The sequence below is a fragment of the Tatumella sp. JGM94 genome, from assembly GCF_018257595.1.
GTDB classification, from domain to species: domain Bacteria; phylum Pseudomonadota; class Gammaproteobacteria; order Enterobacterales; family Enterobacteriaceae; genus Tatumella; species Tatumella punctata.
The window spans coordinates 21,689-33,345 of sequence record NZ_JAERJN010000010.1 but is presented as its reverse complement, the minus strand read 5'-3'; the positions used below and the strand labels follow the sequence as shown (position 1 = coordinate 33,345).

Below are 11,657 nucleotides of genomic sequence, written 5' to 3'. Positions count from 1 at the left end.
TCATTTTTTAATTTAACTTCTGCTACTTGTATATTCGGGGTCGGATCGTATTATTTTAGGGTGACCCGGGATGCCGGGGCACAGAGTCTGGAGCATTAATATTAATTATATTTAATAGGTAATATTATATTTAAGGATGAAGAAAATGATTAACCAACTGACCTCGTTATCTCTGAAAGCTCAGCTTTTCGTGACTGAAAGCGGCCGGCGTGCATTTCAGGTAATGCGTAAGGAAGATGGCGTGACGGCCATTGAATATGCAGTGATTGCTGTGGCGGTCAGCGGTATGTTGCTGACGCTGTTTGGTTCTCAGGATGCGCCATTCCTGAAAGCGATTACCGATAAATTTACCCTGCTGGCAGATAATATCAAACAAGCGAATCCTTGATAAATGACATCACCTGTCTATAAGGAGGAGCAGTTATCCTCCTTATTCTGAAATACGTATGAAGGTATTTATTCTTTTGCTGTTAGGGATAGTGCTGTTATCCGTCTGTTATACAGATATCACTAACAGAAAAATAAAAAACAAGGCTGTCTTTCTGGTGGCTTTGTTTTCAGCTTTATTATCCATCACCAGTACTGGCTCGTTAAATTTACTCTATCCGTTAATAGTGTTAATCGTCGGTTTTTTACTGGTGTTCGTCAATGTGATCGGTGCGGGAGATATAAAGCTTATTGCGGCACTCAGTCTTTCTGTTCCTGCAGGCCAGATACCCGAATTTATATTATGGATAACCTTATCCGGGGTGCCACTGATTCTGGTTGTCGTTGTACTGCGGCTGGTGTTACCGGCCAGAAAAACGATGACCCTGCCTTACGGGGTTGCAATAAGTATCGGCTATTTACTTCACCTTTTGGGATAAACAGGACAACCAGTGAACCAGAGACTATTAGTAATTCTGGCTGTTTTATTACTTATTGTCGGGGCTTTTGGCTTGCTGATGAATAGCGGCCCGCCACCGCAGAGTTCTGCACCGGAGCCGCTGATGCAGGTCAGCTATTTTGTCAGCGAAAAGATATTGCCCACAGGCAGCCTGCTGCGGGATGAGGATTTCGTGATTAAAACCGAGTTCCTGCCTGCCGATAGCCGGGAGGCCACCGAAGAATCTCCTGAATCATTGCGCGGGATGTTTCTGGTAACAGATAAAGCGCCAGGAGAGCGGATCAGTCCGGCAGATGTCAGTGTTGATGATCCAAAGAACAAACTCGCGGCGGCCAATATGATCCGTTACAACATTGTCGTTAATGAGGAATTTACCGGTGCGTTACAGCAACTGCGTGCAGGTGATTACGTCGATGTATATTTGCGGTTTTCCTCAGAAAATACCAAAGCACGGCGTAAAAACAGCGAAAGCCTGTTATACGGAGAATCATCACTCAGTTTTTTCCGCATTTTTGAATCGCGAAGGGTGATCAGCCGCCCTGAAAAAGCAGCGCCTTCATTACTGGAGCGTAAATCATTGATAGAAAGCGGTAATAAGGGAGAAGTGACCGGCAGTCTGTCCCTTGATCTTGAACTGAGCCCTGCGGACCTGAAACGTTTATACAGGGTGACCCGGAAATACGACATTATTCTGTTTCCCGGGGGGACCGGTAATGTTCAGAGGAAGACGTTGAGTGAACAGCAAGGAGCAGCTAAATGAATTTTCTGGTCAGACTGATTAACCCCATTCCCCGTTTGTACTTCTGGCTGAGCGGCCTGCTGCTGCTCAGTGTCTTACTGTCCGCCAGTGCCGCTGCAGAGACTCTGTACCTGGCGAAAGGGAGTGCCAGAACCCTGAAAATGAATACGGTCATTGATACGGTTTTCACCACTGATCCGGAAATTGTCGATTATAACCTGATCAGTGATCGTGAAGTGGTGATCTACGGTATTCAGAATGGTATTGGCGAGATCCTGTTGGTACAGAATGATGTGACGCGCAAAATTCAGGTGGTGGTCGATCCGCTGGTCGGTAAGCTGGCGGCACAGATTCAGGACCAGTTTCCCGGTTCAACCATTGAACTCAAAAAAGTCGGGGACAGCTATATCCTGGCGGGTATCGCGGTAGATGAAGAAAGCAGAGACAGTATTTATCAGATTGTCGGCGAAGCCCTGGGAATGGAAGCCGATACGGAAGTGGTGCGGATATCTACCGAAAATATGGGCGATATCAAAATTCCGTCCCTGACCCAAATCAGCTACAAAAAATTGCAGAACCGTATGCGACTTCCGCAGGCCAATCAGGTAAATGTCAAAATATCCATCGTTGAGCTGAATAAAAGTTACAGCGATACCCTGGGCATTGAATGGGGGCAGTCACTGGACGTCGGGAACTTTGTGCTGAATAAACTCCGCTTTAACGCCAGTGAGTTAACCTCAATGATCCATGCCCTCGGCAATGAATCGGTGGCAAGGGTACTTGCTGAACCAAATTTATCGGTACTGTCAGGTGAGACGGCTGATTTTCTGGTCGGCGGAGAAATCCCCATTATGACCAGCTCCTCCAATGGGACCAGTGTCGAATATAAAGAGATTGGCGTCAGGATGACTATCGGGGCGAAAGTTGAAAACAGTCAGAAAGTTAAGTTAATGATTTATCAGGAGGTGAGTAATGTCGATGACCAAAGTACCTCGACGGATTCCACCTATTATTTACCTGCCCTGAAATCCCGTAAAGCCAGAACAACGGTTGAACTGGCTGACGGAGAGAGCTTTGTACTGGCGGGATTACTCAGTGAATCTGAGCAGGAAATTCTGAAAAAAGTCCCCTTTATTGGTGATATTCCGGTATTAGGTGCCTTTTTCCGTTCGACAGCAGCGCGCCGGGAAAAAACAGAGCTGGTGGTGGTGGCGACCATTAATCTGGTCCGGCCTGTCTCCTCAAGCCAGGTCACTTTGCCTGCATGGCAGCGTAGCAGCCTGCTGGAGCGCTATTTTAATATCAGTAATGTGACCGGCAGCAGTGCAGAAAAAGGTGTAATCAGTTTTATAGAACAGGGCGGCTTTATTTACTAGAGAGGCAGTTATGCGGCAATGGATTCTGCTGTTAATCGGATTATGGAGCGGCTTTGGTCTTGCCGCTCAGGGGTACCAGTTTAGCCTGAAAGGGCGCAGTGATATTGACCAGGAAATACTGGTGGCTGAGGTTATCTCGTTCCATCAGTATCTCGGGGGCGGGCTGACTGTGCAGTGGTATCTCAGTGATGCGGATCAACTGGCGAAACGGATTAAACAGCGGCTGATCAGTGCGGGAATTTCACCTGAATATGTACAGTTGCAGAAGCAACCGACACAAAATAGTGCAGAGACTGCTGCGCTGGTCAGTATCATGCTGAATACAGAAAAAAATGGTTCGCTGTGTCAGTCACAGCAAAGCACCTATCGTTTTGATACTTATCCGGATATTGGCTGTGCAGTAGACAATAATCTTAAAGCCTCACAGCGGCGTGAAACCACCATAAACTGACTGGCAGGGAGGCCGGATGTTGTTATTTTCGTCCAGTGATAAACGGCAGGATACACCGACAGAAAGCGTGCTGGTGATCGCCGCCACGCCTTCCGTGATGGAGAAAGTCTGTGAACAACTGGCTATCAGGGACAGTGGCGAAGTTCGCCGCTTTACCGGGACGGTACCACAGCTTGAACATTACACGGAATCAGCCAATGTTGATGTGGTGATTTTTGAAGTCACCCCTCAGGACTCACCGGAATCTGTTGCCCGGCTGATGGAGTTACATATTGCGCGCACTGCAATACAGATTGCGGTCGGTGCCCAGGACTCTCTGATACTGGCAGACAGTTATCTGCAGCAGGGGATTTTTTACTGTCACTATCCGTCACAGCTGAATCGTATTGGTTCGCTGATATCAGCAAAAAATCAGCCTGGCAGAGATATGACCAGCGCCGTCAAAATCGCTATTCTTGGCTGTAAAGGTGGTATAGGGACCTCCTTGCTCAGTTACCATATTGCAGAAGATATCGCCAGGTTACGTCAGTCACCGACTCTGCTGGTACAGGGCAGCGGCGGCAGCCGCAATCTGGACCTGATTTCCCGGGTATCGATCAGTAATGAAGTGACGTTGTTGCAGAATAATTTCTTTGCCATGTATGAAGAAAAAAGTCATGCCTGGCGTTTCAATAATTCGGTCTACGATCGTCACCAGTGTGTGGTTTTTGATTTCAGCGCTTATAACGCTGCTGATGAAGACATTGAAAATGTTCTGACCCATTCTGATTGTGTCTTGCTGGTCTGTGACCGGAATCTCTCCTCAGTTCGGGTGGCTAAAAAAATCCTTGAAGCGAATGCCCACCTGCAAAGCAGTCATAACGGCATTAAACGCCTTTACCTCTGTTTTAATCAGCATCACCCCAAAGTCAGTGGCGAGGTGAATGCCCGTGAGGCCGGTGACCTCGTCGGCCAGCCTGCTGATGTCACGGTGCCTTATATGCTGAAGTCCGGTGATCCGTCACTGAATATCGACTTTAGTGGTAAGCAGCGGCGGGTTTTACAAAATATAAGTTACCTGTTGTTAGGCAAGAAAAAAGAGTTACCAGGATCATTATTTTCAGCAGTAAAGCAGCGGCTTACAGGGAGGTCTGACTAATGGTGAACCCGAAATATGCGGAGTTGTCCCGCCAGTTACGCAGCCTGGCACTGCCCCGGCTGGAGCTCGATCTGATCGATAAATTACTGGATGATCGCACCGCGCTGATCCGCGAAATATCGCAGGTGATCCACCGCACCAGTGTTGAGCACAACCAGTATTTACCTTCGGAGGAAACCAGAGAGCTGGCATCTTCAATGGCTGATGAAATACTGGGCGTCGGACCATTACGGGAGTTAATGGAAGATGAATCGGTCAGCGATATTCTGGTCAATGGCCCGGACAATATTTTTGTCGAACGCAGCGGGAAGCTGGTATTCACCGGTAAACGCTTTATTGATAACCAGCAGCTGACGGAAATTGCCAAACGGCTGGTCGGTCGTGTCGGACGGCGGGTTGATGAATCCCAGCCGCTGGTCGATGCCAGGATGGCGGATGGCAGCAGGCTGAATGTGGTGATAAACCCTGTGGCTCTCGACGGGACTTCGATCTCCATCCGTAAATTCAGTAATGTGTCACGTACCCTGCGGGATCTGGTGAGCTGGGGAGCAATGAGTGAACAGATGGCGAATTTTCTGTCGATCGCGGTTCGCTGTCAGACCAATATCGTTATCTCCGGCGGAACCGGTTCGGGGAAAACCACCTTACTGAACGCATTATCACAGCATATCAATAGTGATGAGCGAATTATTACTCTCGAAGATGCGGCAGAACTGAAACTGCAACAACAGCATGTGGTGAGGCTGGAAACTCGTATGGCCGGGGCTGAAAATAGCGGCCAGATCACAATGCGTGATCTGATGATTAACACCCTGCGTATGCGGCCAGACCGGATTATTGTCGGAGAGTGCCGTGGCGGTGAAACTTTTGAGATGTTGCAGGCGATGAATACCGGCCATGATGGTTCTATGACCACCCTGCATGCTAACTCGCCACGTGATGCGCTCGCCAGGCTGGAAAACATGGTAATGATGGCCAACCTTAACCTGCCGGTGGATGCTATCCGACGCAATATTACTTCGGCAATTAATCTTATTGTCCAGACTAACCGCCTGTACGACGGGTCGAGAAAAATTACCCATATTACTGAGGTGATGGGCCTCGAAGGCGACACGATTGTTATGCAGGATATTTTCAGCTTTGCCGTGGATGACAGTGTCCAGGGCAAAGTTGTGGGGCGTTTTACTACCCCCGGATTTTCTGTTCGTTCCAGTGTTTATCGGCGGGCCAAAGCATATGGCTGCGATGATTTACTAAAAACTGTATTTGGGTAGGCAATGAATCTGTTATTCATGTTACTGCTGATAATGGCGGGGTTATGTCTGCTGATTGTGTTGCAACGTAATCAGTTTACCCGCAAATCCTTATCTTATTCCGGACAGCGGAAGCAGATGCTGCTCTCAATTATCAGCCAGAAAACCGCCCGGGTGTCTGAGGAAACCCCGATTATCTCGCGGCTGAAAACCGGTATTACGGATAAGTTATCCGCGATCTTCCGGCTTTTTTATGCCGGCAGTACCGGTGCGCTGATTAAAAATCTGACTATCCCGTTATTAATAGCGATGGCGATACTGGCGCTTAATGCTCTGTATATCGGCCTGCCCCTGAGCTGGGTTGCTGCCGCCAGTCTGGTTGCCTGTTACCTGGTGTTTTATAAAATTATTAAAAAACGCCATTACCAGCAGTTTTCACTCGATTTCAGTGAAGCACTGACCACGATTGGCGGAGCAATTACCTCCGGACGGACATTTTTGCAGGCAATGTCTGATTACAGCCAGAGCCGGAACAACGGCCTGTCACGTGAGTTTTCGGTTATTTCGCGGCGACTTAACTTTGGCGAGCAGGCGGAGGTTGTATTTATGGAGTCGTGGCGCAATTACCCCTATCGCGAATATTACTTTTTTATTGTTGCTATCCTGCTGAATATCAACAGCGGTGGCCGGTTGCGTGAGGTGCTGGGCAAACTTCAGCGGTCTATCTCTAACGGCATTGCTATGGAGAAAAAAATGCTGTCGATGACCTCAGAAATGCGCATGTCATCAAAGATCACCGGGGCCATTCCCTTTGTATTTCTGATTTTACTAAAGTTTATCAGCCCGGAGAACTTCCAGTTTGTACTTGAAGACCAGCAGGGCCGCGTATTGCTGTATTACCTGATAGGCAGTGAAGTCACCGGACTGCTGGTCATTAAATTTCTGATGAGGAAATTATAACCATGAACCCGATGCTGGTAATGATGATAGTAATTGTGCTGGTAATTACCGGGAACCTGTTACTGAGAAAAATACGGAACCGGAAATTACAGCAGGCGTTAACTGTAGCTGATGCCAGTGTACATAAACTTAAAATTCAGCAACTGAAAGAACACCATCATACGGAAATAGTGCTGGAACAGAATAATCCGCTGCTGAATATTTACCGCAAGCTTGATGCCAATATGGCTTACAAAGGATTGCTGGCCATGGGGATGTTTATGCTGGTGGTGGCCGGGGCCTTTTTTTCCGGACAGCCTCTCAGCCGGCAATCCTTGCTGATGGCGGCGATGATAAGTCTGGTATCGACGATTATTTTGCCGGGCATGCTGAGGTCGGTGTTTGTCAAACGCAGGGTCAAAACACTCAGTGCTGAACTACCCTGGATGATCGAATTACTGGCTATCGGTGTGCAGTGCGGTATGACCATTGAGCAGGCATTCAAATTTTTATCTGACAAGATGTCCGGAATTAATCCTGACTTTGTTCCTTTTATCAGTCGTCTGGTCCGACGTACCGAGGTCAGCGGACTGAGTGTTGCTCTGGAGCATTTTTATCGTGAATTACCGTCAGCAGAAACCCGGATGTTTTGCGCCATGCTGCAACAAAGTATTCAGTACGGCTCATCAATGTATGAACAGCTGGTTGAGCTGGCCAGGGAAATCAGAGAGGTTCAGTTACTGGCGACCGAAGAAAAAATCGGTCAGCTCGGAGCGAAGATGAGTGTGCCACTGATTCTGTTTTTTATGTTTCCGGTCATTATTATCGTTGCAGCACCGGGGGTCATGAGGTTGATGGGGAATATGGGGAATTAATAACGTGAAACTAGTAAAACCGACAGTAATAACAGTTCTCTTTATGTTGCTGACAGGCTGTAACCAGACGACCACAATTGCCGGTAAAAAATTTGCGCTCAGTGATGGTTCCGCGAGTGAACAGATACTGTTAAAAACAGGAAATTATTCCGGTCTGATTAAAATGAAGCAGGAGGAACTGAAAAAAAATAACTCGCCACAAATAAGATATCAGCTGGCCGAATACTATTATCAGGCCGGTGATTTTCAGTCATCGTTATATCATTTGCAGAAACTGATGGTATCCGGTGCTGATATGAAAGTGTATCTGCTGGAGAGTAAAAATCTTAATTCCCTGAGGAAATATAAAGAAGCGCTGAACTTTATCGGCATCGCGTTAAATAAAAACCCCAATAGCGGAGAGGCCCTGAACCTGAAAGGTGTCATTCAGGCTGAAATGGGTGATCTGAACGGGGCCCTCGACAGTTTCGGGCTGGCGAGAAATGCGTATTTTCAGGAAGAATCGGTAGTGAATAATATTGCCATGATCTATATCGTTCAGAAACGTTATCACGAGGCGGTACAGATGTTATTACCGGTTTATCTGCGCGGTTACCGTAACCCGCAACTGGATCGTAATCTGGCATTTGCGCTGGTGAAAACCGGTGATCTGCGTTATGCCAAAGAGATTATCAAACGTGGCAGTTATGCTAAAAATCCAGATATGCTGGTGGCGGATCTTTTCAGGGTTGAAAGTTTTTGAGGATAAATACCGGAGCCGGTTATGCGAACAGTACTCAAAAGATTACGACAGCGTCTCTCCCGTGAACAAGGGGTGGTCACCATAGAGTTTTCGTTAATTTTTATTATCTTCGTATTTTTTATTTTTCTTATTTTTGAAATAAACCGTTTTCTTTATGTTTCCGCCTCTCTCGACCTGACCCTGTCAGAAGCCGCGAGAATGACATCCCGTACTGAACAGAATAATGGCGACTACACGGCGTTATTTGCCGCGAATGTGGCTCAGGAAAGTGCATTCTGGAAAATGTTTGTCGATCCGAAAAACTTTACGTTGAAAGTGACCTATTGCCGTTCGGTAAAAGACTCGCTGAAAGAGAATTGCTTTACCGGTGCGGGCCAGCAATATCCGCTGGCAATTTACAGTGCCGGTTATCGCTACCGGCCATTGTTATTCGCTTTTGATAATAACAGTGCGGTGAAAAAGCTGGTTGCAATGCTGGATGCTTCTTTAAGCAGAAAACTGGTGTATGTGCAGGAATATGAGCGGGGAGACCAGTGATATGTGGCTGAAACAGAGCATTCTCGCGCAGGGAAAGTCAGAACAAGGATCAGTGCTGGTGGAAGCGGCATTTATTTTTACCTTACTGACGATTCTGAGCTGTGCGGCGCTGGATTACGGATTCTGGCTGATGACACGCAGCAAAGCTGAACGGATAAATTATTCCCTGGCTTCGGTGATCAGAGAGCGGGTTAATCTGTATGACGGCCGGGAAACCCTGACCAGCAGTGATGTCAGTCAGCTTGCTGAACTGGCCCGGTTTATGGCCGGGGACAACAGTGTCAAAACGCTGTGTGTGCAGGTCGAAAGCCTCAGTTTTAAAGAGGTGACGACCCGGCGTCAGGTCGACCAGTATCAGAAAATGACCGCCGGTGCGGCAAAATGTAGCACTTCTGCCAGCGCCCTGACCCGGTATGCGGAACTGTCGCCGATGAGTATCCGCGGGCGCTGGGTACCTTTATATCAGGTCACCTTAAGTGTGCCTGCCCCGGCAGGCAGCTTATCGGGATTACTGAGTGCTGTCGGTGCCCTGCCGGAAACAATTACGGTATCTAATATCGTATTGGCCCGCTGAGCAGGAGGTAATAATGAAGTTTCCGCATCTGTTACTGCTCAGCAGTTGTTTTTTTCCTCTGACAGTCACAGAGGCCGCCGCTAAGCGGAGTGCATTTACCGCTAAGATTCAGGCAGTGATTTTTCTTAACAGTGAGATTCCGGAATCTAACCGGCTCAGCAGAGAAATTAATCAGCAACTCTATCTGAGTACCACGCTGGCACGAAAACTGGAAGTGACGATGATAGATATTAACCCGTCGGGGTACCTCCGCTCAGGACCGGCGCGGTATCTTAAAGATCCGGCGGGCATTTGGGTGGCGAAATACCGGCCAGTTGCGGTTCCGGCACTGTTTTGTATTCAGGGAAGTCGCCGCATATTTTATAACTTAACGACAGCGGAAGACATACGGAAATGTTTATAAAAAAACGATTATCTGTGTTAAGACGGTTCAGCTGTGAACGCGGTGTGATGATTATTCCCATGGCGATACTGCTGCCGATACTGGTCGGGCTGATGACCCTCGGGATTAACAGTGTTTCGATGATGTCCGGCAAAGCCAGAATGGCGGATGCGGCTTCTGAAGCAACCCTGGCGGTCTCTGCAGCGACCCTGGCAAACGACACACAAACCGCCGAAGGGCTGAAAGAAATTGAAACTAACCGTGCAATGGTTGAAGCCTGGATAAAATATTATTTCCCCGGCCTGAAAACCATTCCTGAAATAAAATTTAACGTCGTACAGAATCAGAAATTACCTTCTTCCGATACCCGTTATACCCGCTATAGCGTGGATATCGCCATGGATCTGCCACTGCTGTTTACTTACCAGACAGTGACAGCCGGTAAGAGCAGCTACTCACTTAATTCCGGCAGCGGCAATGTGAATAAGTACGTCTCGAAACCCGCCGACTATGTATTTGTGGTGGATTTCTCTACGTCACAAAGGGGGACCAGGATCAGAATACTGAAAAGTGTGTTTGCTGAAATTACAGATTTTGTACTGAAAAACAGCCCGGAGTCGAAGATTGCGATTGTACCTTTCAGTACCGGAGTTTCAGTGATCATGCCGGGAACCAACCAGCGCGGCGGGCAAAACGTTGGCTGCTCGGTATTATTTGTGCCTAATGACGGCTGGAATATTAATTACCCGTTCTGGAGTGATAAAAGTGTCTCGACTAAACTGGCTTCCGGCAGCCTGAATGGCATGACGTACGATATGGACACGGCCCGCTATGATTTTTATAAGAAATATGTAGCGAAGTCTGCGCCGGTGCTCAGTGAAGCGGCGATGCGTAATCAGTGGTGTCGTAAAAATGACAGTTACGGGAAAACTACAGGCAGGGCTCAGTATTCCTGTTTTGACCCGCGGGATAAGTATCCGCAACCTGCAGATCCCCGTAATCAGCTGGAAGATATTTTTACGGCGCAGTCTCTGCGACTGATCGAAAATGAATATGCGAAAGCCGCCAGAGTGTTCACCACCCAGAAATCGGCTTACACCATCGAACATGATGAGGCGATCAATTACACGGCGACACTGGATAAAATGTTCTCCGATGAGGCGATTATCACTTTCCCGATGCTGTGGTCAACGGCCTCAAGTGCGTCCTCCGCCTACCGGCCTTATTACCAGATGTGCCAGCAGGGCGGCTGGTGGAAACACAGTACCGGTAATGATCTGACTAACCAGAGTGCCGCTTCCTGGCTGATACCGTTAACGGATTCTAAACCGGCGCTGGATCAGTTCCAGAATATGGAACCTTCGGGCTGGACACATTTATCCGCGGCGTTAATCCGTTCGGTGCCGGTAATGATGGAAGGCAGTAACCGGCGTAAAGTTTTTATTATGATGTCTGACGGTGAGGAGAGCCGTTACCCGCAAATCACTACCGATAAATGGCTGAAAAGCTACAAGCTGTGTCAGAAAATAGAAGAAGGCATTCTGGCCCGTCCGCAGACCAATGCCGGTAAAGTCGAACTCTATTATATTTCCACCACCAACGCCCGTACCTGGGTGAAATACTGGGGGGAAAATTGTACCGGTGCCGCCCGGTCTAAAACGGCCACTCAGCGCGATGATTTAATCAAACTGATTAAAGGTATTATTACCGATGAAACCGGTCATCTGACGTCCAGTTAATCAGGCGACCTGTCAGCCAATGAATC

At 47.9% G+C, this 11,657-nt stretch carries 14 protein-coding genes; all 14 read left to right on the top strand.

Annotation, left to right across the window (positions count from 1 at the left end; all coding sequences use genetic code 11):
* Positions 1 to 145: 145 nt before the first annotated feature.
* From JK216_RS08905 to JK216_RS08840, 14 genes are read left to right on the top strand one after another with little or no spacing between them, the layout of a single operon-like run.
* Positions 146 to 388, top strand: coding sequence for a Flp family type IVb pilin (locus JK216_RS08905; protein WP_212707765.1), 243 nt, complete (start codon positions 146 to 148; stop codon positions 386 to 388).
* Positions 389 to 446: 58 nt separating this feature from the next.
* On the top strand, positions 447 to 866 hold the full coding sequence (locus tag JK216_RS08900; RefSeq protein WP_212711560.1) for a prepilin peptidase: 420 nt from the start codon (positions 447 to 449) through the stop codon (positions 864 to 866).
* Positions 867 to 878: 12 nt separating this feature from the next.
* The gene (locus JK216_RS08895; protein WP_212711561.1) at positions 879 to 1,646 is read left to right on the top strand and encodes a hypothetical protein; all 768 of its coding nucleotides are present in this window, start codon (positions 879 to 881) and stop codon (positions 1,644 to 1,646) included.
* Complete coding sequence (locus JK216_RS08890) at positions 1,643 to 3,001, top strand: pilus assembly protein N-terminal domain-containing protein (RefSeq protein WP_212711562.1); 1,359 nt, start codon at positions 1,643 to 1,645, stop codon at positions 2,999 to 3,001. The genes JK216_RS08895 and JK216_RS08890 overlap by 4 nt, the downstream gene beginning before the upstream one ends.
* A 10-nt stretch (positions 3,002 to 3,011) precedes the next feature.
* The gene (locus JK216_RS08885; RefSeq protein WP_212707769.1) at positions 3,012 to 3,452 is read left to right on the top strand and encodes a hypothetical protein; all 441 of its coding nucleotides are present in this window, start codon (positions 3,012 to 3,014) and stop codon (positions 3,450 to 3,452) included.
* A gap of 16 nt (positions 3,453 to 3,468) precedes the next feature.
* Positions 3,469 to 4,590, top strand: coding sequence for a hypothetical protein (locus tag JK216_RS08880; RefSeq protein ID WP_212707770.1), 1,122 nt, complete (start codon positions 3,469 to 3,471; stop codon positions 4,588 to 4,590).
* Positions 4,590 to 5,864 carry a CpaF family protein gene (locus JK216_RS08875; RefSeq protein ID WP_212710382.1) on the top strand — a complete coding sequence of 425 codons (1,275 nt, stop codon included), beginning with the start codon at positions 4,590 to 4,592 and terminating at the stop codon, positions 5,862 to 5,864. Before JK216_RS08880 ends, JK216_RS08875 begins: the two co-directional genes overlap by 1 nt.
* Before the next feature lie 18 nt (positions 5,865 to 5,882).
* Positions 5,883 to 6,803, top strand: coding sequence for a type II secretion system F family protein (locus JK216_RS08870; RefSeq protein WP_212710381.1), 921 nt, complete (start codon positions 5,883 to 5,885; stop codon positions 6,801 to 6,803).
* A 2-nt stretch (positions 6,804 to 6,805) separates the two neighbouring features.
* On the top strand, positions 6,806 to 7,657 hold the full coding sequence (locus JK216_RS08865) for a type II secretion system F family protein (RefSeq protein ID WP_212711563.1): 852 nt from the start codon (positions 6,806 to 6,808) through the stop codon (positions 7,655 to 7,657).
* A gap of 4 nt (positions 7,658 to 7,661) precedes the next feature.
* Positions 7,662 to 8,399: a tight adherance operon protein gene (locus tag JK216_RS08860; protein WP_212710378.1), complete on the top strand. Its 738-nt coding sequence runs from the start codon at positions 7,662 to 7,664 to the stop codon at positions 8,397 to 8,399.
* 21 nt (positions 8,400 to 8,420) lie between these two features.
* On the top strand, positions 8,421 to 8,936 hold the full coding sequence (locus tag JK216_RS08855; RefSeq protein ID WP_212709470.1) for a TadE/TadG family type IV pilus assembly protein: 516 nt from the start codon (positions 8,421 to 8,423) through the stop codon (positions 8,934 to 8,936).
* Entirely contained in the window at positions 8,905 to 9,510 is a 606-nt protein-coding gene (tadF, locus tag JK216_RS08850; protein ID WP_212711564.1) for a tight adherence pilus pseudopilin TadF, read from the top strand. Before JK216_RS08855 ends, tadF begins: the two co-directional genes overlap by 32 nt.
* A 13-nt stretch (positions 9,511 to 9,523) precedes the next feature.
* On the top strand, positions 9,524 to 9,913 hold the full coding sequence (locus tag JK216_RS08845; RefSeq protein WP_212711565.1) for a hypothetical protein: 390 nt from the start codon (positions 9,524 to 9,526) through the stop codon (positions 9,911 to 9,913).
* 44 nt (positions 9,914 to 9,957) lie between these two features.
* Positions 9,958 to 11,631 carry a vWA domain-containing protein gene (locus JK216_RS08840; protein WP_212709467.1) on the top strand — a complete coding sequence of 558 codons (1,674 nt, stop codon included), beginning with the start codon at positions 9,958 to 9,960 and terminating at the stop codon, positions 11,629 to 11,631.
* The last annotated feature ends 26 nt before the right edge of the window (positions 11,632 to 11,657 follow it).